A 24,479-nucleotide genomic window follows, 5' to 3' on the forward strand; every position below is an offset into this window, starting at 1 on the left:
CGGATGACTACTCTCCGGATTGGGAAGTGTCCGTAGTGCCCACCATCGCCCCGGGATTCGCCGCGTCCCGGATCACGCGCAGTGTGCTGAGCAGATCCTTCAGCTGGCCGGCGTCGAGCAGGCCGGTGAAGAACTCGTCGATCAGCGCGAGGTGACCGGGCAGCGTCTCCTCGATCCGGGTCAGCCCGGCGTCGGTGAGCACCGCGTAGGAGCTGCGCCGGTCGGTGGGGCAGGCGCGACGGCAGAGCAGACCGTCCCGCTCCATCCGGTCGACGACCCGGGTGACGCCGCTGGTGGAGAGCGAGGTCTGCGATGCCAGGTCGGTCATCCGCAGCTCGCGACGGGGTGATCGAGCCAGGCGCATCAGCACTTCGAACTCGACGGCGGAGAGGTCGTGCTGGTCGAACTGGGCGGCGAACCGGTTGGTCAGACCCGAGTGAACCTCGGAGAACAAGCCGATCGCGGTGATGCGCGGGTCGTCGAACAGGTTCGGAGTCACTGCTCAACTTTAGCAAAGCTTGACACGCGGAATACTGCGCAGCATATAGTTGCTTAGTCAGACGTCCTGACCGCAGATCTTGTTTCTGGGAGACCTTCCAATGAGTGACCTTAACGTTCGCGACTACAACGGCGTGTCCATCCCGGCCGCCGGTGTGTACGACATCGACCCCGATCACTCGCGGGTCGGCTTCGTCGCCAAGCACCTTGTGGTGAGCAAGGTCCGCGGTCAGTTCAAGACCGTGACCGGCGTGGTCACGATCGCCGAGGACCCGCTGGAGTCCTCCGTCACCGCGGACATCGACGCCGGAAGCATCGACACCAACCAGGGCGACCGTGACGGTCACCTGAAGAGTGGCGACTTCCTGGACATCGAGAAGTACCCGCAGCTCACGTTCCGCAGCACCGGCCTGGCCGAGATCAGCGGCAACGAGTTCAAGCTGCACGGCGACCTGACGATCAAGGACGTCACCCGCCGCGTCGAGCTGGACGTCGAGTTCGAGGGCGTCAGCAAGTCCCCGTGGGGTCAGGAGGTCATCGGCTTCTCCGCGACGACCGAGATCGACCGCGAGGAGTTCGGCATCACCTGGAACCAGAACCTGGAGACCGGCGGCGTGCTCGTCGGCAAGAAGGTCAAGATCGAGATCGAGGCCGAGGCCATCCGCCGCGCCTGATCTTTCGTGAAAACCCCCGGCCGCCCGCACGGCCGGGGGTTTTTGCTATCTCTGGGAATCCCATGCACGTGGGAAGTGATCTATCCAGCACTAGAGGTGACACGTTCCCGTGTGGCATGGTGGACAGAGCGTCCCGTAACGCTTACGGGACGTTGTGACTCACTTTGTCTTCCTGAGCTGCGTCGCTCACCCACATAGATCCGTCACTGCCGTGCGCCGGGAGGACAGATGGGCAAGGACGTCTCCTCAGCCGCTTTCACCAGGGAAGACAGGGTTCAGTACCGGCGGAAGGTGCGCCGGTGCCTTGACGTCTTCGCCCTGATGCTCGACGACTTCGCGTTCGACGCCGAGCGCCCGACCACCGGACTCGAGATCGAGCTCAACCTGATCGACGCCGACGCCGAGCCCGCGATGCGCAACGCCGAAGTGCTCGCCACCATGGACGATCCGCTGTTCCAGACCGAGCTTGCCCGGTTCAACCTGGAGCTGAACGCATCGCCTCGGCTGATCGCCGGCACCGGCTTCGCCGACTACGAGCACGCGCTGCGCACCAGCCTGGATCGCGCGGAGGACCGGGCCGGCAAGTCCGACTCGCGGATCATGATGGTCGGTGTGCTGCCCACGCTCACCGAGCGGCACACGGTCGTCGAGAACCTCTCCGCCAACCCGCGCTACCACGCGCTCAACGACCAGATCATGGCCGCTCGCGGCGAGGCGCTGGACCTGGACATCCGCGGTGCGGAGCGGGTCCGCTCGTACGTCGACTCGATCGCGGCCGAGGGCGCCTGCACCAGCGTTCAGTTCCACCTCCAGGTCGCGCCGGACACGTTCGCCGCGTACTGGAACGCCGCCCAGGCCGTTGCCGCGGCCCAGGTCGCGGTCGGGGCGAACTCGCCGTTCCTCTACGGCCGCCGGCTGTGGGCGGAGACCCGGATAGCGCTTTTCGAACAGTCCACCGACACCCGCCCGGACGAACTACGAGCCCAGGGGGTACGCCCGCGGGTGTGGTTCGGCGAGCGCTGGATCACCTCGATCTTCGACCTGTTCGAGGAGAACGTGCGGTACTTCCCACCGCTGCTGCCGATCCTGGACGACGAGGACCCGGTCGCGGTGCTGCACGACGGCGGCGTGCCCAACCTCGGCGAGTTGCGGCTGCACAACGGCACCGTCTACCGGTGGAACCGGCCGGTCTACGACATCATGAACGGCCGGCCGCACCTGCGGGTGGAGAACCGGGTGCTCCCGGCCGGGCCGACCGTGGTCGACATCCTGGCCAACGCCGCGTTCTACTTCGGGCTGGTCCGCGCGCTGGCCGAGGCGGAGCGGCCGATCTGGTCGCAGCTCACGTTCAGCTCGGCCGAGGAGAACTTCCACCGGGCCGCGCGGCACGGGCTCGACGGGTACATCAACTGGCCCGGCATGGGCGAGACGCAGGCGGACAAGCTGATCCTGGACACGCTGCTGCCGATGGCGTACGACGGACTGGACCGCTTCGGCGTCGACCCGGCCGAGCGGGACCGGCTCCTCGGGGTGATCGAGGGCCGGTGCCGCACCGGGCAGACCGGGGCCGGCTGGCAGACCGCCCGGGTCACGGACGCGGAGCGCCGTGGCCGCAGCCGCGACCAGGCCCTGCACGAGATGGTCCTCGCCTACACCGAACTCCAGCGTACGAACGAGCCGGTCCACCTCTGGCCATGCTAGCTGGCCGTCGCTGCCCGCGCCGGTGCGGTCAGTCCTTGGTATCGGGCTTGGACGGGGGTACCGGCTTCGGCTTGACCGAGGCGCGGGCCCGGCCGGTGGGCTTGGGCTGCTGATCGGTGACGAGCTCAGGAGCCGGCGGCTTGTCGGCGGGCTTGTCCGCCGGGGACGGGCGTTTCGGCCGTGACTTCGGGGCCGTGCCGTCCTCCTCGTCGGCCAGGCCGAGCGTTGGCCGCTCCGATTTGGGCTTCAACCGCAGTTTCGGGGTTCCCGGCTGGGGCTGAGACGGTACCGGTGGCGCCGGTTGCGCCGGGACCGCCGGTGGCGGGCGGAGTGGTTCCGGGGCGGCGGTGAGCGCCGGGCGTACCGTCGGGGCCGGGTCTTCGTCGTCGAGGTCGACCGGGAGCAGCGCCCGTTCGTAGGAGGGGCGGGGCGTGGCGGCCGCGATGATCACGGAACCGAGCAGGCCGGCGATCACCGCGTACGGTGCGATCAGGTAGGCCGACACCTGCCAGGACTCCATGCCGACCGGGCGCGGGGCGGCCATGAAGTACGCGGCCGCGACCAGGATCGGGCCGATCGCGCCGGAGACCGACACGCCGACCTTCGAGTCGGTGCGGCGACCGCCCCACCACGCCGAGACCAGGCCCGCGACCAGCGCGGCGGACAGCGAGATCGCGGCGCCCGGCCAGTACAGGCTGCGGATCCAGTAGCCCTCGCCGTCGTCCGTGATGCGCCAGACGCCGAGCTGCGCACCGGCGAAGCCGCGGCCGGACAGCGCGCCGTCGACCGTCGCCGCGATCGCGAGCAGCCAGAGCCAGGCGGTCGTGATGATCACGTTTGCCGCTATCGCCGCGGACGAGATCGCGGCGAATGACACGGCCAGGCCGACCAGTACGCCGATCACGGTGTAGCCGGCCGCGATCGTCTCCGGCGCGAACGTGTAGTCCTGCGCGGCCTCCCGGGCCGGCACCGCGACCAGCGCCACGGTCACGGCCGCGCCGAGCGCGGCGGCAAGGCACAGCGCGATACGCCAGAGCACCAGCTCCAGCATTCCGCTGACCTTGCGCGCGGTGGGATCCGCGGCCAGCGCACTCGGGCCGCTGCGCCGGTCCGCGTAGACCGCACCGGCTATCACGGACGTCGCCGCGATCCAGGTGGCCCATGTGAGGCTCGCCACCCAGACCGGCTCCGCGGAACCGTCCGGCGACGGCACCCATGCGATGATCCCGAGCCCGTAACCGAGCCCCAACTGTGCTGCGCCGGTGCCCGCGGCCACGCCGACTGCCGACGCGATCGATCCACCCCAGCCTCGTACGGCCATGCGGGGGAGAGTAGCGGGCCAGGGCCACCCGAGGCGAGGAGGCGAACTGGGAGCGGGTCGTTACCGCAACGAGCTGAAACGGCCGATAGGTTTAGGGCGACCGCCAAGAGGACTGGCGACCGTCTCCGCGGAGAGGACAGCGATGGCTGACGGCAGGCGTCCCGGTGACGACCAGGGCTCGCCCGACGAGACGCGGCAGTGGCGCGGCGATGACGCGCGGTACTGGGGCGGTGACGATCACACGGCCGCGGGCCGGCCACCGGCCGATCCATGGGCCGCGAACGAGGAGACCCGCCTGCAGCGCCCGATGAGCGGCCCGCCGCAGGGTGGCCCGCTGCGCGGCGGCGACCAGACCGCTCCCTACCGCCCGGTTTCCGGCGGTCACGACCAGACCGCGCCGTACCGTCCGATCCCCGGCGGTGATCAGACCCGGCGGATGGATCCGGTGCAGGGTGGGCCGGCCGGCCCCGGCGGCCAGGACCCGTGGACCGCGCGCGCGTCCGTGCGTCCCTCCGAGCCGGCCGGTGCGTTCACGCAGGCCGACCCGTTCTCCCGCGATGACCCCGGCTGGAGCGCGCCGGAGGAGCCGAACCGCAAGTGGCTGATGCCGGTCATGTGGGGCGTGATCGCGCTGCTGGTGATCCTGCTGCTCGCCACCGGCATCTACTTCGGCACGCAGACCGGCGGCAGCGACGACCCGGAGCCGACCCCGACCGCGACCGCCGCCGCGACGCCGACCGCGCAACGGACCAGCGCGGAGCCGACCGAGGAGGCGTCGGAGGAGCCGTCCGCCCCGGAGACCACCGCGGCGCCGAGCCCGACCCGGGCCGCCGAGGTGGAGGTGCCGCGGATGACCGGCTACACGATGCAGGAGGCGCAGCAGGAGCTGGCCGGGCTCGGCCTGCCGTTTGCGCTGGTCTATCAGGCGACGGACGACTTCGACCCGAACACCGTGATCGACTCCGACCCGCCGGGCGGCGCCGTGGTGCCGAAGGGCACGAAGATCACCCTCACCGTGGCCCGGGCGCCGGAGCCCACCGCGCCCGCGGAGCCCACCGGCGGTCCGACCACCGAGCCGGGCCCGAACGGCTGACCTGATCAGCGACTGCGGACCGCGACGGCCGAGGTGGAGAGGCCCGGTCGTCGCGGTGCGGCGCCGGCCCTCGCCTCCGGTGAGGCGTTGATCTGGCGTAGCCCGTCCACCTGCACGAAGATCGAACGGCGCTCGACGGCGTCACCGCCGGCATTGAGCTCGTAGCCGTCCAGCCAGACCCAGCCGTCGTAGGTCGGCCAATCGTGCACCCGGATCACCCGGAAGTAGAGCGGCTCGGTGAACTGAACGCTCGCCGAACGGGTCACGCAAAGGATATCGCCGGACCGGGGCAACACATCGACTCCTTGATCCGCGGTTTTCGCTGCGTCGGTCTTGTCCCGTGGCACGCCTGATGCGCCCACGAATGGCGTTTCTGATCACCTGTTTTCGCTGGCTGCGAATTGTTATCGAACCGGCGTGAGGGTAGGCCGGTCCTCTGTGGCGCGTCGTATCGGGTCCGCCTCCCCGCCCGTCATGTCGGACTTCGTCCAACTTGGACGGGCAGACCGGGAACGTTGAGTGACCCATGCCATACAGACAGATTGCATCAGGAGCCTAGTCAATGCAAGTTGCACGTCGGCTTCCGTGCGCCGGATACCGGTCCGGTTGATGGGCCTCCGAGATACCCGTCAGACTGAACGTCCTGCCGATAGTGAGCGCGGATTCGATCTTTCTGGTCGGGTTGATCCGGCCGGTCCACCCCTTAGCCGGAGGTAGCGGTGACCCAGCGCCGAAGCCCCACGGTCCGACGCCGCCGCCTCGGCGCCGAGCTGCGCAAACACCGTGAAGAAGCCGGTGTGACCATCGAGGCGGTGGCCGACCGCCTGCGCTGTTCCACCTCCAAGGTCTCACGAATCGAGACCGGGCACACCAGCGCGACCCCGCGAGATGTCCGGGCAATGCTGGACATCTACGGCATTGACGGCGACGAGTCCGCGGAACTGGTGCAGATCTCCCGTGAGGCGCGGCAGAAGGGCTGGTGGCACCCGTACAGCACCGTCCTGACCGGCGCATACGTCGGTCTGGAGGCGGAGGCGAACTCGGTCCGGGCGTACGAGCAGCAGGTTGTTCCCGGTCTCCTCCAGACGGAGGAGTACGCACGGGCGATGATCCGGTCCGCCCGGCCGGACATCTCCGCCGATGAGGTGGAGCGGAGAGTGCGTGTCCGAATGGAGCGTCAATCGTTGCTGATGCAGGACGACCCGATCGACCTGTGGATGGTGCTCGATGAAGCGGTAGTCAGCCGGCCGGTCGGCGGCGATGCGGTCATGCGAGCTCAGATTCACCACTTGGTCGTGACCGCCGAACTGCCGAACGTGACGTTGCAGGTCCTGCCGTTCGCGGCGGGCGCGCACGCCGGCATGGACGGAACGTTCACAATTCTCGACTTCCCCGAGCCCACGGACACCGACGTCGTCTACGCGGAGAACGCGACCGGTGGGCTGTTCCTGGAGAAGGCGGACGAGTTGCGGAAGTACGTCTTCATCTTCGATCACATCCGCGCCGCGGCCCTCCGACCGGAGGAGTCCGTATCCCTCTTAGCGGACCTGGCGAAGGAGCCATTGTGGGAGTGGAGACAGCGGGGCCTGACCTGAGCAGCGCGACGTGGCGCAAGAGTTCTCGCAGCGGCCCCAACTGCGACAACTGTGTGGAGATCGCTTTCGTCACGCCGACGATCGCGATTCGTGACTCCAAGGACCCGAACGGTCCGGCGCTGATCCTCGCGCCGGGCGGCTGGTCCGCCTTCCTCGCCGGCACCAAGAACGGCGAGTTCGACCTCTAGAGACACTCGTCCGGTGGGCCGTACGCTGCCGTCCGGCCCACCGGACGCCCGCAAAACAGACATTTTCGCCGTGGCCGGATCGCCAGGACCTTCGTTGCACTCATGAACCCGGTGTTGCGCCGGGCCGAGTTGAAGCGAGCAAGGCAGGCGAGAGCAGTGAGCATTGGCCCCGACAACCTCGGCAACGGATCGGCGACTCAGGACCGGTTCGCCGGTCACCTGAACGGGTACCGTCCGATCCAGCGCGACCGGGTCCTCTCCGGCGAGGTCGGCCCCGACGTCGAACTGAGCCCGCGCTCCGGCGCGCTCGACGAGCCGTCCATCGACCACAACCCCCGGCTGCCGTCACTGGCGCTGGCCGGCCTGGAGGAGCCCGTCTTCCCCACCACCGGCTGGCCGGACACCTCCGACCCGGGCCCTCTCGCGGACCACCCACTGCTCCGCGGCCTGCTCCTCGAGCTGCCACCGCGCGGCTCCCTCCCCGAGCCGGGCTGGCTGGACCGCTGGTTCGAGGCGACCCGCGCCATCCTGGAACTGATCTACACCCAGGGCGCGCTCGACCGCCGCTGACCGCCATTCCCGCGGCCCGGCAAGGCTCGAAGAGCCACCAAGCCGATTTTCCCGCTTCCGGCGTGGTGCCGCCCGCATGCTCCCGCGGGCAAACCTCCGGCTTCCCTCCGACTCCGCTGGCGCTCCGCTCCGGTCCGCCGTCCGGAGCCGGTCCCGCCGTGGGTCACCAGAACCCCACGCAACTCCGCTCCCGGCCTACGCACCGCCGGTGTGTCCCGCACCGGGCGTCTGTCGCGCTGTATAGCGCGGGGAAGTTTCCGCCGCTGGCTCTCCGCTGTGGTCCGCCCATCCGGGCCCATTACGCCGCTGTTCATCGAAGAGCCACGCGAATGCGCGGTCAAATCCCGCGCGCGTGCCGCGTGACGCGCTACGTCATCGTGCAGCATGCCGCGTCACCGCGACCGCGTCACCGTCACCGCGCCGCGTAATCGTGACCGCGCCGCGTAACCGGGTGTCGCGTGGCGGGGCCGCGTGCCGCAGGACCGTGCCACGTCACCATGACCGTGACCGCGCCGCTTAACCCGTGTGCCGCGTGACCGGGCCGCGTGTGTTCGCGTCTGTGGTTCGGGTGGCGTGGTTTTGGTGCTGGGGGTGGGGGAGTGCCGTCCGCGGGCGCCGCGCGCCCGACATTCGGAATAAGGCGGGTGGGGGATAGCTGGAGAACGTAGGGGCGGCGCTTTCGGTGCGTCGCTGTGCGGGTGTTCGGGCCGGCTGGTTTTGGTCTTGCCGATGCGGGACCGGAAGGGAGGCCGCCTGCGGCCGACCGGTGCCCGCGGGAGCATGCGGGCCGCACTACGCCGGGAGCGGGAAGATCTGGGGTTTGGGTCAGCGGCTGAGGGCAGCGGTGGAGGCGCGGCGGACCGTTATCGCGCCCTCGGCGAGGCGGCTGTGGCGCAGGGCGTGGCGGACGGCGAGGACGAGGGTGGCGAGCGTCAGGCCGGTGATGAGGATGGCGATCGCGCCGGAGCCGGCCGGGTCGAGCCAGCCGGTGGCCAGCGTGGCGGTGACGGCGGAGGCGAGTGCGGCGGCCAGGGCGGTGGCCTGCAGCGGGATCGCGAGCAGTGGGTGGGCGGCGCCGGCACGCAGTGCGGGCGGCAGGGGGACGCCGGGTGCCGAGGTGAACGCGGACGTGGCGGTGCGGATCCGGGCGACGCGGCGCAGCGTGAAGCCGGCGGCGAAGACGGCCGGGATCAGCGGGAGGAGCACCGAGAGCAGGCGTGGGTCGACCGTGCCGGGCGTGGCCGGGGACCACTCGGGGGCCGGTATCAGGGCCAGCGCGATCAGGACGGCGAGGCCGCTGGTGGCGAGCGCGAGCACCGCGCCGGACCGCTGCCGCAGTGCGCGGGCGGACGGCGCGTCGGGCAGGCCGTCGGCCAGGACGCCGGCGGTGAGCCAGACGGCGGCGAGAGCGAGCATGGCCCCGAGGTGCACGGCTTCGGTCATGACGCTCAGCGTTACCCACATCGACGCGCAGCGAATCCGGGACGTGCCCTGGTCCGCTACCCGTAGGGGCAGCGCGAAATATCCGACTATTTCGGATCTAGCGATCGAGGGGTGCGGCGCCATAACCTGCCGGGACAGGTTTCGCGCCCAGTGCGGCGCGGCAGGGACCGGCCTGGGGAGGGTCGGCCGGGGTCCCGCGCACCTCGTTGTGCCCGGGACCCCGTCTTCCTCCACCGCGAATGCAACACCCACAAAACTGGGAGTTGCATTTTTGGGTCTGGCGGGGGCAGTCTTGTCGATGTGGAGCCAGGTGCCGCGGTGCAGTGCGGTGACGTGCTGGCCCTCGCCGAGGGGGACTACAAGTTCGGCGCGGGCGGCCTCACGCTGCTGGTTGACGACGTGATGCACGTCCAGCGCCTGCCGGACGGGCTGTGGGTCTTCGTGCGCGGCGTGCGTCTCGACGACGTCGGCAACCCGCGCGACCCGCGCCAGGTGCTGGTGCGGATGGCCGCGATCCCCGCCGCCATCCGCCACCCCAGCGGCTGCCCCTGATCAGAGCGTCTTCAGGTGGAAGCCGCCGTCCACGTTGATCACCTCGCCGGTGCTGTGCGGCAGCAAATCGGTGGCGACGGCGACGACCGCGCGGGCCACGTCGTCCGGCCGGCCCCAGCGGCGGATCGGCTGGATACCCCGGTTGAAGATCAGATCGTCGTACTTCGCGGTGACCGCGCCGGTCATGTCCGTGGCGATGATGCCGGGGCGGATCTCGTAGACGTTGATCCCGTGCTCGGCCAGCCGCGCCGCGAACAGCTGCGTGACCATCCCGAGGCCGGCCTTCGACACGCAGTAGTCGCCGCGGTTCACGCTCGCGGTGTACGCGCTGTTCGATGAGATGATCACGATTTTCGGGCGGGTCTCGCCCTCCGGCTGCGCGATCATGCGGTTGGCGGCGGACTGGATCAGGAAGTACGGGCCCTTGAGGTTGATGCCGAGCACCCGGTCGAACGATTCCTCGTCCGCCTCCAGGATGTCCGCCCGCACGGTCGGCGCCACGCCCGCGTTGCTGACCAGCAGGTCCAGCCGGCCGAACGCGGCGTAGGACTCGGCCAGCAGCCGCTCCCGGTCCGCGGCCACCGAGACGTCGGCCTGCACGATCAGTGCGCGCCGGCCGAGCGCCTCCACCTCCGCGGCGACCTCCTTCGCGGCGTCCACGTTGCCGGCGTAGTTGACCACCACGTCGTACCCGGCCCGGGCCAGGGAGAGCACGATGCCACGGCCGATGCCGCGGGAGCCACCGGTGACGAGCGCGATCATCGCGTACCCCCGAAGAAGGTGTGGTAAGGGTCGTCGCGGGCGACGCGCTGGAGGTAGAGGGCCAGCTCACGGGCGTGGTAGTCGCCCCACATGCTGGACTCGCCGTTCGGTACGCGCTGCCCCTGCGCCACGTGGTCCCAGCCGTTCGGCCGGTGGTAGACCGAGTGCAGGATCAGGCCCTGGTGTGCCGGATCGGTGGACAGGTACGCCTCCGCGAACAGCGCGTTCGCCACGGTGAGCCCGGCCTGCCAGTACGTCCGGCCGTCCGCCACGCGCCCGTTCGCGCTCAGGTAGCGGCCCAGCCGGAGCAGGCCCTGAGCGCCGATCGCGGCCGCGGACGAGTCGACCGGCTCGTGCGCGTTGTACGGGTCGGCCGGCCGCCCCAGGTAGTCGCCGAGGTGGACGAGGCCGGGCGCGCCGGTGTCCCAGTACGGGATGCCGTCGACCGGCGTGTGCTCCAGGTAGAAGTCGCAGGTCGCGGTGGCCGCGTCGAGCATCATCGCGGTGATCTCCGCGCGCCCGCCGAATGCCTCCAGCTCGTCGTCGGAGACCGTCGAGAGGAACTCCAGCTGCTCCGGGTAGCCGAGCATCGCCCAGGCCAGGCCGCGCGTCCAGGTGCTGAACGGGGAGTAGCCCTGCTGCGAGCTCGGCGCGCGGTAGTGACCGTCGTTCACGTTGAACAGCGACTCGTGCGCGGTGCGGCCGCGGACGTCGTAGAAGTCGCGGCCCTCGCCGTACCAGATGTTGAATCGGGCGGTGTTACGCGCGTGCTCGACGATCCGGCCGAGCAGCGAGATTCTCTCGTCGTGCTCGCCCATCAGCGCGTGCCCGAGCAGGTGCGAGACGGCCAGCGCGCGGCACGACCGGATGGTGTCCACGAACAGCGACTGCGGCCCGTTGAACGAGTAGATGTAGCCGGTGCCGTCCTGTGTGCGCTGCCAGCGGGCTGCCTGCACCGCACCGGTGATCTTCAGGGCCAGCTCGTGGAAGTTCCGGTCGCCGGCGTCGATCCGGCCCTCGTTCGCCAGCCGCCACAGGTTGCCGTACGTGCTGACGTTGTTGAACCCGTGGTCGTGCACACCGATGTGGCTGACGTGCCCGGCCATCACGTTCACGGTGGCGTCCCGGCCGATGGTCAGGAACCGCTCGTCGCCGGTCGCGTCGAACTGGAGGATTGCGGAGCCGTACTGAAAGCCCTGGGTCCACTCGGTCCAGCCGCGGGCCGTGTACCGCCCCGCCACGGTGAAGACCGGCGAGGGGGAGCCAGGCGGGCAGGTCTGCTCGATCGACTCGATCTTCGCGGCCGAGGCCGCCCAGAGCCGCTCGATCTTCGGCAGCAGGTCTGCCGGGCCGAGCCCGTCGTCGATCTTCATGGCGGCGCCCTTCCGTCGGTGTCGGCGTGCCGCCACAGCATAGGAAAGCGCTTCCCTGGATGGAACCCCTGCTTTCAGATGGAGAACGTGGGCGGGCGCTCGTTCGCTGGTTCCGGCGGGCGCGCGTCCCACAGCCTGGTCTTCTGCGCGCCGAGCCGGGCCAGGTACGCCGGGTTCAGCACGATGTAGCGCCGCCACAGCCGCCGGGGTTCCAGCCCGAGCCGCCAGAACCACTCCAGGCCGACGCGCTGCATCCACGCCGGCGGGTTCCGCAGCAGGCCGGCGTGGTAGTCGAAGGCGGCGCCGACCGCCAGCAGCGGCATGTCCAGCAGCGGCCGCATCGCGTACGTGAACACCTCCTGCCTGGGGCAGCCGAGCCCGACCAGGACCAGCCGCGCGCCGGACGCCGTGATCCGCGCCGCGATCTCCTCGTCCTCGCCCGCCTCGACCGGCCGGAACTTCGACGACTCCACGCCCGCGATCCGGATGCCGGGAAACATCCGGTACAGCGCCGGTACGAGCAGCGACAGCGTGTCCTCGGTGGAGCCGTACAGGTAGACCGGCAGTCCTTCGGCCGAGCACCGGCCGAGTACGCGCAGCGTCAGTTCCGGCCCGTAGACGCGGTCTGCCAGCCCGGCCTGATGCAGCAGGTTGAGCGCCCACCGCACCGGCTGTCCGTCCGGCGTGACCAGGTCGAAGCCGTTCAGCCGCGCGTTGTGCGCCGGATCCAGCACGCCGGTCATCACGCCGTGCACCGCCAGCGCGGTCAGTGCGAACGGCCGCCGCTGCCGCGCCGCCTCGATGATCTGGTCGACCGCCGACTCGTAGTCGACCACGTCCACCAGTACGCCGAGGACGTTGCGCTTGCCCCGGGCAATCATGAGACGAACCCCGGGACCCACTTGTCCGCGTTCGCCTCGTAGATCTCCCGCAGGATCATCGGCACGTCGTAGACCTGCCGCCACTGCGGGTAGTCCCGCTCGAACGCCGCGTTCGACCCGATCCACCAGCGGTGGTCACCGATCCGGTGCTCCGGCACGTACTCCGTCCGCATCGGTAGCCCTGTGATCGACTCCGCCAGCGCGAACGCCTCGAGATGCGAGCTGTTGGACCGGCGGCCGCCCCCGAGGTTGTACACGGCGCCGCATCGAGGGGCGCGAAAGAATGCCTCGAACGCCGTCAGTACGTCGTGACTGTGAATAGAGTCACGAACCATTTTTCCCTTGTACCCGAAGATCTTGTAGACGCGTTGCTCCATGTTGCACCGCATCAAGTAAGCCAGATATCCGTGCAGCTCAGTGGCCGAATGCGCAGGTCCGGTCAATGTTCCCCCGCGGAACACCACGGTTCGCATCCCGAAGTACCGCCCGTACTCCTGCACCATCACGTCGGCCGCCACCTTCGATGCCCCGAACACCGAGTGCAGCACCTGGTCGACGGACATCTGCTCGGTCACGCCACGCGCGAACGGATGCCCCTCGGCCAGCTCGAACCGCGTCTCCAGCTCCACGAACGGCAGCCGGTTGACCCCGTCCCCGTACACCTTGTTCGTCGAGCAGTGAATGAACGCCGCCTCTTCACAGTGCTCCCGCACATTCTGCAGAACATTCAGCGTCCCCACCGCATTTACATCGAAATCCGTAAACGGATCCCGAACCGCCCAGTCATGCGACGGCTGCGCTGCGGTGTGAATCACAGCCGATACATCGGAGCCGAACTTCTTGAAGACCGAGGAGAGCCCTTCCCGATCGCGAATATCCAGCTCAAAGTGTGTATAGCGCGGCCCGAGATCACGCACCAGCCGCCGGGTGTTCCACGCGGTCGACGCCTCCCGCCCGAAAAACTGCGCCCGCATGTCGTTGTCCACCCCGACGACATCCAGCCCCAGCCCTGCGAAGTGCCGCACCGCCTCCGACCCGATGAGCCCTCCCGCCCCGGTCACCAGCGCAACACTCACCAGACACCCCACGATCACGAGCCGAGGCCGTAGCTTTCACGAACTCCAACGACTCGCAAACCACAACGCAACCCCAAAAACCACCCCTAAAAGGGCACACCCAACCGTACGATGGGAAGGAATTTGTCGGTGTTCTGGTCCTCGACGCCCACGCCGGCACGCACTACCGCCCACGCCGGCACGCACTACCGCCCACGCCGGAACGCAAGAATCCGGAACGCGGGGCCCCCGGGGCTCGGCCCCGGGGCGGAATGACGAGAGGCCCCCGGTTCGCGCTTTCCGCGAACACAGGGGCCCTAGGACTCTCGTGGGGATGGGGGGAGTTGAACCCCCACGTCCTTTCGGACACACGGACCTGAACCGTGCGCGTCTGCCATTCCGCCACATCCCCGTGGCTGAGAACTACCCTAGGGCATAGGCCCGAGGGCCTTTGCTTCGGGGGGTTCCCGGTCTCTCAAGATCAGCTGCAGCATCGATAACAACTCCGCTGCGTTGTTCTTGTGAGGTGCCCGAACAGACTACGCTGTCCAAGGCTCGCATCACGAAACTGTTGCTGTGAGCAGCTTTCCGCCCGTGATGCCTCGGAAGAGTAGCACGGCACCCACCAGTCCCTGTATGAAGACTGGCAACCAGCGGTCGTTTGCCACGCGAGCTGCGTGTGCGGCGGCCGGATACCATCATGTCCTCGGAACCCGAGGAGGAGCCGGTGAGCGTGCTGCAACGCTTCGAGAAGCGATTGGAAGGCCTGGTCGAAGGGGCCTTCGCCAAGGTCTTCAAGGGGGTCGTCCACCCCGTGGAGATCCTCAACGCCATGCAACGAGAGGCCGAGGCGCACAAGGCTATCCTGGCCGGCGGGCGCACTCTGGTCCCGAACCGGTACGTGATCGACCTCTCGCCGTACGACCACAGTCGCCTTGCGCCGTACGCTGCTGCGCTCGCGCAGGAGCTGGCGCAGTCCCAGGCCGAGTTCATCGGTGAGCAGGCCTGGACCGTCTACGGCGACGTGATCGTCGAGATCGAGCGCGGCGACGGTCTGGACACCGGCATGTTCCGGGTCACGGCCGAGGTCTACACCGGTGGCGAGGTCGCCCCGATGCAGGGCGGCTACGACCAGGGTGGCGGTTACGACCAGGGTGGCGGTTACGACCAGGGTGGCTACGGCCAGCAGGGTGGTTACGACCAGGGCGGTTACGACCAGGGTGGCTACCCGCCGCACGGCGGTGCCCCGGGCGGGCGCAACATCCGCCTGGTCTCCGGCGACGGCCGCACCTACCCGCTGCAGATCGGCTCGACCGTCATCGGCCGTGGCGACCAGGCGAACCTGCGTCTGCCGGACGTCGGCATCTCCCGCCGGCACGCGCGGCTGGACTTCGACGGCAGCCAGGTGGTGCTGACCGATCTCGGATCGACGAACGGGACTATGGTCAACGGGCAGCGGGTCTCCGCGGTCGCGTTGAATCCCGGCGACATGATCCAGCTCGGGACGACCACGCTGACGTTCCGCGTGGACGGCTAGGCGCCTTGCCAGAGCTCGTCCTCACTGTCGCCCGGATAGGCCTGATCGTCCTTCTGTGGATCTTCGTGTTCACGGTGGTCGGCGTGATCCGGCGAGACCTCTTCGCCGGCGCGCGGTCCAGCCGTCTGGTGGCCGCGCCACGGGGGGTGGGCGCGGCCCTCAATCAGGCGCGTCCCGCGGCGAAGGTCAAGCGTGGCCGCGCGGCGCGGCAGATGGTGGTCACCGCCGGTCAGCTGGCCGGCACGCGCATCACCCTGGGTGAGGCTCCGATCACTATCGGCCGTGCCGAGGACTCCACGCTGGTGATCACGGACGATTACGCGTCCGCACGGCACGCGCGCCTGATGCCCCGAGACGGCCAATGGTTCCTTGAGGACATGGGCTCGACGAACGGGACATATCTCGACCGCGCTAAGGTCACTGGACCTACCCCCGTCCCCCTGGGCGTTCCGATCAAGATCGGGCGCACTTCTCTTGAGTTGCGGCCATGACTCTGACCCTGCGCTACGCGGCACGCAGTGACCGCGGTCTGATTCGAGACGGCAACCAGGATTCCGTCTATGCCGGGCCGCGGCTCCTCGCCGTGGCCGACGGCATGGGCGGCATGGCCGCCGGCGACGTCGCCAGCAACATCGTGATCGGTGCGATGGCTCCGCTGGACGAGGACGTCCCCGGCAGTGCCCTGGTCGACGCTCTGCGGAACGCCGTCGAAACAGCGAACCAGCAGCTTCGTGACACCGTCGACGCGAACCCGCAGATGGAGGGCATGGGCACCACGCTCACCGCCGCCCTCTTCTCGGGCTCGAAGTTCGGCATGGTGCACATCGGCGACTCCCGTGCGTACCTGCTGCGCGACGGCGAGTTCTCGCAGATCACCAAGGACGACACGTACGTCCAGATGCTCGTCGACGAGGGGCGGATCAGCCCCGAGGAGGCCGGCAGCCACCCGCAGCGGTCGCTGCTGACCCGCGCGCTCGACGGCCGGGACATCGACCCGGAGTACAGCGTCCGCCAGGTGCTGCCCGGCGACCGCTACCTGATCTGCTCGGACGGGCTCTCCGCCGTGGTCAGCTCGGAGACCATCGCCGACACGCTCCGGGAGTACGTCGATCCGCAGCAGTGCGTCGAGCGGCTGGTCCAGCTCGCGCTGCGCGGCGGCGGCCCGGACAACATCACGGTCGTGGTCGCGGACGCCACCGACGGCGACATCGTGGAGCTCGCTCCGATGGTCGGCGGTGCGGCCGCCGGTGACCGCGGCTTCGGCGCCGTCACCGACACGTCCACGCCCGCCGCGCGCGCGTCCGCGCTGAACCCGCCGCGGTCCGCCACGCCCGACTCGGAGAACGGGTCGGAGGCGGCACCGGCCGAGGAGACCTCGGAAGGGCCGCGCCGGCACCCGGTGCGCACCGCCGTGCTCTCGGTGGCGCTGCTCGCGGTGCTGGCCGGCGGCGTGTGGGGCGGCTGGCAGTACACGCAGTCGCAGTACTACGTGGGCGCCACCGACGACGGGCGGCTCGCGGTCTTCCAGGGCGTGCCCGGGGAGATAGCCGGCTTCGCGCTGTCCAGCGTGCAGGAGACCAGCGACGCCGCCACGCTCGACGACCTCACCGTCGTCGCGCAGGACCGGGTCAAGAAGGGCATCGTCGCCAACGACCGGTCGGACGCGGAGCGTCGGCTGAACGAGTTGACCACCGACTCGCCGTCGAACCCGAACCTGAAGCCGGCCTGCGTGACCGTGCCCCCGGTGACGGTCAGCCCGACCCCGGCCCCGTCCTCCGCGGCACCGGCCACGCCGGCGGCTACCCCGTCCGGCAGTGCTTCCGCGACCGCCGCGCCGACCACCAGCGCGCCCGGTTCACCGTCGCCGAGCGCACCGCAGACCACGTCCGCCGCCGAGACACCCGCGCCTGACGTTCCGCCGGTCGCCGACCCGGCGAGCTGTCGGCCGGCCGGCTGAGCCGGCACCATCGACCGCAGGGAAGAACTGTGACAGCGCCAGCAGCACCGGCACCCACGCCCGCCTCAACGGGCGAGATGCCGCGACTCAAGATCGACAGCACCAAGCGCCGCAACAGCGAGCTTGCGCTGCTGGCGCTGGCGCTGCTACTGGTGCTGGCGTACTCGGCGACCGTCGAGGCGACCATGCTCGACACGATCACCCCGGACTTCTGGGTGCCGACCGCGGCGCTCGCCGGGGTGTTCCTGGCGTTGCACGTGGTGATCCGGTTCCTCGCGCCGTTCGCGGACCCGGCCATCATCCCGGCGGCCGCGCTGCTCAACGGCTTGGGCGTGGGCTTCCTGCGCCGGCTGGACCTGGACGACGTGAGCGGCGTGGCCGAGGCGGCGGACCGGGGCGCGTTCGCCGGCGGCGGTGGACGTCAGCTGGCCTGGACGCTGATCTCGGTGATCATGGCGGCGGCGCTGCTGGTGCTGATCCGCGACCACCGGAACGTGTCGCGCTACTCGTACACGCTGGGTCTGGGCGCCATCATCCTGATCATGATCCCGGCGGTGCTGCCCGCGCAATACTCCGAGGTCAACGGCGCCAAGTTGTGGATCCGGTTCGGCTCGTTCGCGATCCAGCCCGGAGAGTTCGGCAAGCTGGCGCTGGTCGTGTTCTTCGCGTTCTACCTGGTGCGCAAGCGCGAGGTGCTGTCGCTGGCCAGCAAGCGGTTCCTGGGCATCGACTTCCCACGCGGCCGCGACCTCGGCCCGGTCCTCGTGGTCTGGATGATGTCGCTGCTGCTCCTGGTGTTCGTCAAGGACCTGGGCACCGCGCTGCTCTACTTCGGCATGTTTGTGGTGACGCTGTACGTCGCGACCGAGCGGTCCAGCTGGCTGATCATCGGTCTGCTGCTCTTCTTCGGCGGCGTGTTCCTCGCGTACTACCTGGGTGAGCTGGTCGGCGGCCCGTTCGCGAACTTCTACGACCGCGCCACGATCTGGCTCGACCCGTTCAGTGACATCGACGGCGACGGCTATCAGCTGGTACAGGCGTTGTTCGCGTTCGGCACCGGCGGTCTGTTCGGCGCCGGGCCGGGCGGCGGCAGCCCCGGCATCATCCCCGAGGTGCAGAACGACTTCATCTTCGCCGGCATGGGTGAGGAGATCGGCCTCTTCGGCCTGGTCGCGCTGCTGATGCTCTACCTGATCATCGTCGAGCGCGGGCTCCGGGCCGCGCTGGACGTCCGGGACTCGTTCGGCAAGCTGGTCGCCGGTGGCCTCGCGTTCACCCTGGGTTTGCAGGTCTTCGTCATCATCGGTGGGATCACCGGCCTGATCCCGCTGACGGGCCAGACGACACCGTTCCTCTCCTCCGGAGGCTCCTCCTTGATGGCCAACTGGATGCTGGTCGCGATGTTGCTCCGGATCTCGGACGCGGCCCGCCGTCCACTCGCCTCGGGCGGTGGTCTCGCGACGGCGCCCGGTGGCAAGCCCGCGCCGCAGCAGCTGCACGGCGCCCCGACGGAGGTGATCCGCCCGTGAACGCGCCCCTGCGCAAGGCCAGCATCGTCATTCTGGTGTTGTTCGGTCTGCTCTTCGCGAATCTCAACTGGGTCCAGGCCGCCAAGGGCGAGGAGTACCGCACGCACGAGCGGAACTCGTTCCGCCTGCGCGACGTGGAGTACGACAAGCAGCGCGGCAACATCGAGGTGCACGCCGGCGGCACCAGCACGGAGGCGGTGGCGCTGAGCAAGTCCACCGACGGCCGGCTGCGCTACCAGCGGGAGTACCCGTTCGGCGACGTCTACGCGCACGTGGCCGGCTACAAGCCGGTCTACGGCACCGCGAGCTCCGTCGAGCGGTTCGAGAACGACTACCTCTCCGGGCAGAGCGACGAGCTCTTCACGGACCGGGTGCGCGCGATGTTCACCGGCGAGGAGGCGGCCGGCGGGAACGTGCTGCTCTCCATCTCCAAGGCGGCGCAGGAAGCGGCGTACAAGGAGCTGAAGGAGAACAAGCTGGGCGTGAAGGTCGGCGCCGCGGTGGCGCTCGACCCGGCCACCGGCGGCATCCAGGCGATGGTCTCGATGCCGAGCTTCGACCCGTCGCCGCTGGCCAGCCACACCCAGGCGGACACCGACGCCGCGTTCGCCGCCTACGACGGCGACAAGGCGAAGCCGCTGCTCAACCGCGCGGTGGCGGAGACCTGGCCGCCCGGCTCGGTCTTCAAGGTGATCGACTCGGCCGCGGCGCTGGAGGCCGGCTCCACGCCGGAGACCATGCTGGAGGCCGGCCCGTCGTACGTGGCGCCCGGCACCACCCACGAGATCACGAACGCGTCGGCGAACGTGTGCCCGCAGCAGCAGATCTCGCTGATCGACGCGCTGACCGTCTCCTGCAACACCAGCTTCTCCCGGCTCGGCGTGGAGCTCGGCCGGGACGTGATCAAGAAGAAGGCACAGGACTTCGGCTTCGAGGACGAGGCGCTGACCTGCGGAAATCTCAAGGAGAACAGCGGCCTGACGGTCGCCACGAGCCACGTCGGCGACGTCGCCAACGCGGACGGCTCCGAGGACAAGGCCGCGATGGCGCAGACCGCGATCGGCCAGAAGGACGTGCGGATCACGCCGCTCCAGGGCGCGATGATCGCGGCCGCGGTGGCGAACGACGGCGTACAGATGCGGCCGTACCTGGTGGAGCGGCTGCTCGGCCCGGACCGGACGTCCACGCACTACACGGTGAACCCGGAGGAGCTGCGCCGCTCCGTCTCCAGCGACGTCGCACGCGACCTGCAGACCATGATGGAGAGCGTGGTCAACAACGGCACCGCCACGTCCGCGCAGGTCAACGGCTACGACGTCGGCGGTAAGACCGGTACCTCGCAGAACGGCATCACGGACAACCACGGCTGGTTCGTCGGCTACGCGATGAAGGGCGACACCCCGGTCTCCGCGGTCGCGGTGTTCCTGGAGGCGGCCGGCAACGGCGGCTCCGCGGAGGCGACCCGGATCGCCGGTCAGATCCTCAAGGCCGTCACGTCGGAGCGGGGCGGGAACTGATGATCGCGCCCGGAGCCATGCTCGGCGGTCGCTACCGCCTGGAGGAGCGGATCGCCAGCGGCGGCATGGGTGACGTCTGGAAGGGCACCGACGAGGTGCTCGGCCGGACCGTCGCGGTGAAGATCCTGCTCCCGGCGCTGCTGGACGAGCACGGCTTCGCGGAGCGGTTCCGCGGCGAGGCGCGCACGATGGCCACCGTCAACCACCCCGGCGTGGTCGACATCTACGACTACGGCAGCGACACCCAGGTCGCGTTCCTCGTCATGGAGTACGTGGAGGGCGACGCGCTCTCCCGTACGCTCGGCAAGGTCGGCCGGCTCACCCCGGCCCGGACCATGGCGCTGGTCGCCCAGGCCGCCGACGCGCTGCACGCGGCCCATCAGAAGGGCATCGTGCACCGCGACGTCAAGCCCGGCAACCTGCTGGTCCGGCCGAACGGCACGCTGGTGCTCACCGACTTCGGCATCGCCCGGTCGGACATGGTCGGCTCGCTGACCGTGGCCGGCTCCGTGCTGGGCACCGCGGCGTACATCTCGCCGGAGCAGGCCTCGGGCGAGACCGCCACACCGGCCTCGGACGTCTACGCGCTCGGCGTGGTCGCGTACCAGTGCCTCTCCGGCCGTCGCCCGTTCGAGGGCGACAACCCGCTGGACATCGCGATGCGGCACGTGCGGGACACGCCGCGCCCGTTGCCGGCCGACATCCCGCCGGCCGCGCGCGCGATCGTCGAGCGCGCCATGTCCAAGGCACCGGCCGGTCGCTTCCCGAGCGCCGCCGCGATGGCCGTCGCCGCACGTCAGGCCGCGGCCTCGCTGGCCAACACGCCCCGTCCGGCGAACCGGCCCAGCTCCGGCGCGCCGATCACCGGCCGCGTCTCCGCGCCGCCGTCCACCGGCCCGGCGTCACCGACGTCACCGGCCGCGGTCGGCGTGCCCCAGCAGGGCGTGCCGGGTCCACTGCCGGGTGTGCCCGGGCCGCAGCAGGGCATGGCACCGCCGATCAGCGGTCAGCCGGTGTCCAGTGGGCCGGCGGCGCCGTACCGGGCGGCGGCGACCGTGCCGCCGCCGATCGGGGCGCCGCAGCAGGTCCCGCACTACGCGCCGATGTACCCACCGCCGGCCGGCGGCTCGACCAGCCGGCAGGTGCTGATCGTGCTCGCGATCGTGCTCGGCCTGCTGGTGCTGCTCTGCGCGGGGGTCATCGCCTGGTTGGCCGGCCGGAACAACCCCACCGCGCTCGGCACTCCGCCGGGTGTGACGAGGGTCGTCACGGCGGCTGGAACTGACATTCTTCCGGCCGCGTCGTACCGTCGGGATGAGCGAATTGACCCGGACCGGGCGATCGAGAATGATCGACCGGTCCCGCATGTGTTCAACGACCAGGCCGGCGGCGAGCCGGCGCCGGGGACGAACGAGCTCCCCATGACCGAAGGACGACAGACGAGATGACTGCGCAGGCCCGCCTGCTGAACGGCAGGTACCAGGTCGGCGAGCTGCTCGGCTATGGCGGTATGGCCGAGGTGCACCAAGGCCGCGACCTCCGGCTCGGCCGGGACGTCGCGATCAAGATGCTCCGGACGGATCTCGCCCGCGACAACACCTTCCAGATGCGTTTCAGCAGGGAGGCGCAGAACGCCGCCGCCCTGAACCACCCCGCGATCGTGGCGGTCTACGACACCGGCGAGGAGATCGCCCCCACCGGTGAGAAGCTGCCGTTCATCGTCATGGAGTACGTCAACGGGCGGACTCTGAAGGAGGTGCTGACGGCCGAGGGCCGTCTGCAGCCGCGCCGCGCCTTCGAGATCATGGCGGACATCTGCGCCGCGCTCGAGTTCAGCCACCGGCACGGCATCATCCACCGCGATATCAAGCCCGGCAACGTGATGGTGACCCAGACCGGCCAGGTCAAGGTCATGGACTTCGGTATCGCCCGGGCCCTGGCCAGTGGCGCCACCACGATGACGCAGACCAGCGCGGTCATCGGCACCGCGCAATACCTCTCCCCGGAGCAGGCGCGCGGCGAGCCGGTCGACGCCCGGTCCGACGTCTACGCGGCCGGCTGTGTGCTGTTCGAGCTGGTCGTGGGCCACCCGCCGTTCGTCGGCGACAGCCCGGTCAGTGTCGCCTACCAGCACGTCCGAGAGGAGCCGCCGACGCCGAGCGACCTCAACCCGGAGGCCGGCCCGGACCTGGACGCGATCGCGCTCAAGGCGCTGTCGAAGAACCCGGCGAACCGCTACCAGAGCGCCGGCGAGATGCGCGCGGACCTGCTGCGCGCCGCCACCGGCCGGCCGGTGATGGCCACGCCGGTGATGCGCGAGGACGAGACGCAGTACCTCGGCGCCACCTCCGGCATGACCGGCGCGACCCGGACCATCCCGCAGGGTGGCGGCGTGCCGCCGCGCCCGGCGCAGAAGGAGTCGTCGGCCTGGGTCGTCGCCGGCCTGAGCGCGCTCGCGGTGCTGGTGGTGATCGGCCTGATCGCCTGGATCGCGTTCCGGCCGGACCAGAGCGAGGAACCGACGACTCTGCAGGTCAGCTCCGTCGTCGGGATGTCGAAGGACGACGCGGAGAAGGCGCTGCGGGACGACGGTTTCGTGCCCGCCTACGACCCGAAGCCGCAGACCGACAACTGCACGGTCGGCCAGGTCGTGAAGCAGAACCCGGAGGCCGACGCCACGGCCGACCGGGGCTCCACGGTCACGCTCACCATGTGCGCGGAGAAGGACACCGTGCAGGTGCCGAACCTGGTCGGCACCCAGTGGGACGCGGCCCAGAAGGAGCTGACCGACGCGGGCCTGGAGCCCGAGCGCCGGGACGTGAACGGCACGGCCCCGGAGGGTCAGGTCGTGAAGGTCGACAAGGTGGGCGACTCGGTGCCGAAGGGCACCACGATCGTGGTGGAGGTCTCCCGCGGCAACATGGCCGAGGTGCCGAACGTGACCGGGCAGTCCCCGGCCGCGGCACGCGCGGTACTGGAGCAGGCCGGCTTCACCGTGGAAGAGGTGCCGGGGCAGTCCGTTCCGGCCGGTACCGCACCGGTCGTGGCCGACCAGAGCCCGAACGGTGGCAGCCAGGCGGAGAAGGGCAGCCGCGTGCGGATCACGATCACCGTGCCGCAGGAACCGCAGGCGAACCCGACGACGGCCGGCCCGGACGAGTCCGAGGAACCGGGTGGGCCCGGGAACAACAGCCCGACCACGCCGCCGCCGGCCTCACCGACCGGCGAGGCGGACTGACACACCGTACGAACGAGGGCCGTGACCATGGAGGTCACGGCCCTCGGCCGTTTCCGCGAGGTGCGGCGCGAATCAGACGAACGCGCCCAGGCGGCGGTTCTCCGCCTCCGCGGCCAGCTCGGGCGCGCGCTCCAGGGCCGAGGACAGGCCGCATGCGGCGAGCCAGTTGGCCAGCATGGTGTGGCCGCCCTCGGTGAGCACCGACTCGGGGTGGAACTGCACACCCTCGACCGGCAGCGTGCGGTGCCGCATCGCCATCACCACGCCGGTCTCGGTCGTGCCGGTCACCTCGATCTCGTCCGGCAGTGTCTCCGGCACGACGGCCAGCGAGTGGTACCGGGTCGCGGTGAACGGGTCGGGCAGGCCGGCCAGCACGCCGTCACCCTTGTGCGAGACCAGCGACGTCTTGCCGTGCAGCAGCTCCGGCGCGTGCGTCACGGTGGCGCCGAACGCGGCGCCGATCGCCTGGTGGCCGAGGCAGACGCCGAAGAGCGGGATCTTCCCGGCGTACGCCCTGATCACGTCCATCATGATCCCGGCGCGCTCGGGCGTACCCGGGCCGGGGGAGAGCAGGACCCCGGCGGCGCCGGACCGGCCGACGTCCGCGACGTCGATCTCGTCGTTGCGCCGCACCTCGCACTCCGCGCCCAGCTGGCCGAGGTACTGCACGAGGTTGAACACGAACGAGTCGTAGTTGTCGATCACGAGAATGCGCATCGTCAGCTCGCCGTCGGCTCGGGGTTGTTGGTGGTGGTGTCGTAGGGCACGTCGTGGCCGTCGCCGGGCGCGGGTGTGCCGTCCCCGCCGCCGGCCGGTGCGTGCGTCGTGGTGCCGAAGTCGTCGCCGACCTGCACGTCGTCGAACGGCAGGATCGGCTCGGCCCAAGGGAAGACCACGTACCAGAGCAGCGCCACCAGCACGCCGGTGATCAGCAGCGAGCCGGTTATCTTGCCGGGCGTGCCGAACGGCAGCTTGCGCCAGATCCACGCGTACAT

Annotated in this window: 24 protein-coding genes and 1 tRNA gene; 14 read left to right on the top strand and 11 right to left on the bottom strand. The window is 69.9% G+C overall.

The features are described from left to right. Positions 1-7: 7 nt before the first annotated feature. A complete protein-coding gene (locus J2S42_RS22275) occupies positions 8-499 on the bottom strand; it encodes a MarR family winged helix-turn-helix transcriptional regulator (RefSeq protein ID WP_307242069.1) in 492 nt (163 codons plus the stop codon). Positions 500-599: 100 nt separating this feature from the next. Between J2S42_RS22275 and J2S42_RS22280 the strand changes: the two genes are divergently transcribed. Both J2S42_RS22280 and J2S42_RS22285 read left to right on the top strand, forming a co-directional pair. Next, a complete protein-coding gene (locus J2S42_RS22280; protein WP_307242071.1) occupies positions 600-1,172 on the top strand; it encodes a YceI family protein in 573 nt (190 codons plus the stop codon). Positions 1,173-1,400: 228 nt separating this feature from the next. Next, positions 1,401-2,873 carry a glutamate-cysteine ligase family protein gene (locus J2S42_RS22285; RefSeq protein ID WP_307242072.1) on the top strand — a complete coding sequence of 491 codons (1,473 nt, stop codon included), beginning with the start codon at positions 1,401-1,403 and terminating at the stop codon, positions 2,871-2,873. A 28-nt stretch (positions 2,874-2,901) separates the two neighbouring features. On the opposite strand, the gene J2S42_RS22290 is transcribed toward J2S42_RS22285, so the two are convergent. Then, positions 2,902-4,194: a hypothetical protein gene (locus tag J2S42_RS22290; protein WP_307242074.1), complete on the bottom strand. Its 1,293-nt coding sequence runs from the start codon at positions 4,192-4,194 to the stop codon at positions 2,902-2,904. A gap of 142 nt (positions 4,195-4,336) precedes the next feature. Between J2S42_RS22290 and J2S42_RS22295 the strand changes: the two genes are divergently transcribed. Continuing rightward, positions 4,337-5,287: a PASTA domain-containing protein gene (locus tag J2S42_RS22295; RefSeq protein WP_307242076.1), complete on the top strand. Its 951-nt coding sequence runs from the start codon at positions 4,337-4,339 to the stop codon at positions 5,285-5,287. 5 nt (positions 5,288-5,292) lie between these two features. Here the strand turns inward: J2S42_RS22295 and J2S42_RS22300 are convergent, their stop codons facing one another. Continuing rightward, positions 5,293-5,583 (bottom strand): hypothetical protein, encoded by a 291-nt coding sequence (locus J2S42_RS22300; protein WP_307248931.1) that lies wholly within the window; start codon positions 5,581-5,583, stop codon positions 5,293-5,295. 423 nt (positions 5,584-6,006) lie between these two features. Between J2S42_RS22300 and J2S42_RS22305 the strand changes: the two genes are divergently transcribed. The 3 genes from J2S42_RS22305 to J2S42_RS22315 all read left to right on the top strand — a co-directional run bounded on the left by J2S42_RS22305 (position 6,007) and on the right by J2S42_RS22315 (position 7,640). Next, positions 6,007-6,882 (top strand): helix-turn-helix domain-containing protein, encoded by an 876-nt coding sequence (locus J2S42_RS22305; RefSeq protein ID WP_307242078.1) that lies wholly within the window; start codon positions 6,007-6,009, stop codon positions 6,880-6,882. Beyond that, positions 6,852-7,070, top strand: coding sequence for a DUF397 domain-containing protein (locus tag J2S42_RS22310; protein ID WP_307242079.1), 219 nt, complete (start codon positions 6,852-6,854; stop codon positions 7,068-7,070). The genes J2S42_RS22305 and J2S42_RS22310 overlap by 31 nt, the downstream gene beginning before the upstream one ends. Positions 7,071-7,172: 102 nt before the next feature. Continuing rightward, entirely contained in the window at positions 7,173-7,640 is a 468-nt protein-coding gene (locus J2S42_RS22315; RefSeq protein ID WP_307242081.1) for a hypothetical protein, read from the top strand. Positions 7,641-8,465: 825 nt separating this feature from the next. Here the strand turns inward: J2S42_RS22315 and J2S42_RS22320 are convergent. Then, complete coding sequence (locus tag J2S42_RS22320) at positions 8,466-9,083, bottom strand: hypothetical protein (protein WP_307242082.1); 618 nt, start codon at positions 9,081-9,083, stop codon at positions 8,466-8,468. Between the two features lie 300 nt (positions 9,084-9,383). On the opposite strand from J2S42_RS22320, the gene J2S42_RS22325 reads away from it, so the two are divergent. Continuing rightward, positions 9,384-9,635, top strand: coding sequence for a hypothetical protein (locus J2S42_RS22325; protein WP_307242084.1), 252 nt, complete (start codon positions 9,384-9,386; stop codon positions 9,633-9,635). On the opposite strand, the gene J2S42_RS22330 is transcribed toward J2S42_RS22325, so the two are convergent. The 5 genes from J2S42_RS22330 to J2S42_RS22350 form a co-directional block, all read right to left on the bottom strand. Further along, positions 9,636-10,397, bottom strand: a complete 762-nt coding sequence (locus J2S42_RS22330) for a 3-ketoacyl-ACP reductase (protein ID WP_307242086.1) — start codon at positions 10,395-10,397, stop codon at positions 9,636-9,638. Next, the gene (locus J2S42_RS22335) at positions 10,394-11,770 is read right to left on the bottom strand and encodes a hypothetical protein (RefSeq protein WP_307242088.1); all 1,377 of its coding nucleotides are present in this window, start codon (positions 11,768-11,770) and stop codon (positions 10,394-10,396) included. The genes J2S42_RS22330 and J2S42_RS22335 overlap by 4 nt, the downstream gene beginning before the upstream one ends. A gap of 74 nt (positions 11,771-11,844) precedes the next feature. Then, a complete protein-coding gene (locus tag J2S42_RS22340) occupies positions 11,845-12,651 on the bottom strand; it encodes a WecB/TagA/CpsF family glycosyltransferase (RefSeq protein ID WP_307242090.1) in 807 nt (268 codons plus the stop codon). Beyond that, positions 12,648-13,727, bottom strand: coding sequence for an NAD-dependent epimerase/dehydratase family protein (locus J2S42_RS22345; protein ID WP_307242092.1), 1,080 nt, complete (start codon positions 13,725-13,727; stop codon positions 12,648-12,650). The genes J2S42_RS22340 and J2S42_RS22345 overlap by 4 nt, the downstream gene beginning before the upstream one ends. Positions 13,728-14,035: 308 nt before the next feature. Then, a tRNA-Leu gene (locus tag J2S42_RS22350) sits at positions 14,036-14,118 on the bottom strand. A gap of 288 nt (positions 14,119-14,406) precedes the next feature. Here J2S42_RS22350 and J2S42_RS22355 point away from each other — a divergent pair. The 7 genes from J2S42_RS22355 to pknB all read left to right on the top strand — a co-directional run bounded on the left by J2S42_RS22355 (position 14,407) and on the right by pknB (position 23,484). Beyond that, positions 14,407-15,243: an FHA domain-containing protein gene (locus J2S42_RS22355; RefSeq protein WP_307242094.1), complete on the top strand. Its 837-nt coding sequence runs from the start codon at positions 14,407-14,409 to the stop codon at positions 15,241-15,243. Positions 15,244-15,248: 5 nt separating this feature from the next. Then, positions 15,249-15,734, top strand: coding sequence for an FHA domain-containing protein FhaB/FipA (locus J2S42_RS22360; protein ID WP_307242095.1), 486 nt, complete (start codon positions 15,249-15,251; stop codon positions 15,732-15,734). Beyond that, positions 15,731-17,200, top strand: a complete 1,470-nt coding sequence (locus tag J2S42_RS22365; protein WP_307242097.1) for a PP2C family protein-serine/threonine phosphatase — start codon at positions 15,731-15,733, stop codon at positions 17,198-17,200. The genes J2S42_RS22360 and J2S42_RS22365 overlap by 4 nt, the downstream gene beginning before the upstream one ends. Positions 17,201-17,277: 77 nt before the next feature. Next, positions 17,278-18,729, top strand: a complete 1,452-nt coding sequence (locus tag J2S42_RS22370) for an FtsW/RodA/SpoVE family cell cycle protein (protein ID WP_307242099.1) — start codon at positions 17,278-17,280, stop codon at positions 18,727-18,729. Beyond that, positions 18,726-20,246 (top strand): peptidoglycan D,D-transpeptidase FtsI family protein, encoded by a 1,521-nt coding sequence (locus J2S42_RS22375; protein ID WP_307242101.1) that lies wholly within the window; start codon positions 18,726-18,728, stop codon positions 20,244-20,246. Before J2S42_RS22370 ends, J2S42_RS22375 begins: the two co-directional genes overlap by 4 nt. After that, positions 20,246-21,694 (top strand): serine/threonine-protein kinase, encoded by a 1,449-nt coding sequence (locus tag J2S42_RS22380; RefSeq protein ID WP_307242102.1) that lies wholly within the window; start codon positions 20,246-20,248, stop codon positions 21,692-21,694. Before J2S42_RS22375 ends, J2S42_RS22380 begins: the two co-directional genes overlap by 1 nt. After that, positions 21,691-23,484 carry a Stk1 family PASTA domain-containing Ser/Thr kinase gene (gene pknB, locus J2S42_RS22385; protein ID WP_307242103.1) on the top strand — a complete coding sequence of 598 codons (1,794 nt, stop codon included), beginning with the start codon at positions 21,691-21,693 and terminating at the stop codon, positions 23,482-23,484. Before J2S42_RS22380 ends, pknB begins: the two co-directional genes overlap by 4 nt. A 72-nt stretch (positions 23,485-23,556) precedes the next feature. On the opposite strand, the gene J2S42_RS22390 is transcribed toward pknB, so the two are convergent. Both J2S42_RS22390 and J2S42_RS22395 read right to left on the bottom strand, forming a co-directional pair. Next, positions 23,557-24,201 carry an aminodeoxychorismate/anthranilate synthase component II gene (locus tag J2S42_RS22390; protein ID WP_307242105.1) on the bottom strand — a complete coding sequence of 215 codons (645 nt, stop codon included), beginning with the start codon at positions 24,199-24,201 and terminating at the stop codon, positions 23,557-23,559. Positions 24,202-24,203: 2 nt separating this feature from the next. Then, a complete protein-coding gene (locus J2S42_RS22395; RefSeq protein WP_307242107.1) occupies positions 24,204-24,479 on the bottom strand; it encodes a hypothetical protein in 276 nt (91 codons plus the stop codon).

The organism is Catenuloplanes indicus, assembly GCF_030813715.1.
Classification (GTDB): Bacteria; Actinomycetota; Actinomycetes; order Mycobacteriales; family Micromonosporaceae; genus Catenuloplanes; species Catenuloplanes indicus.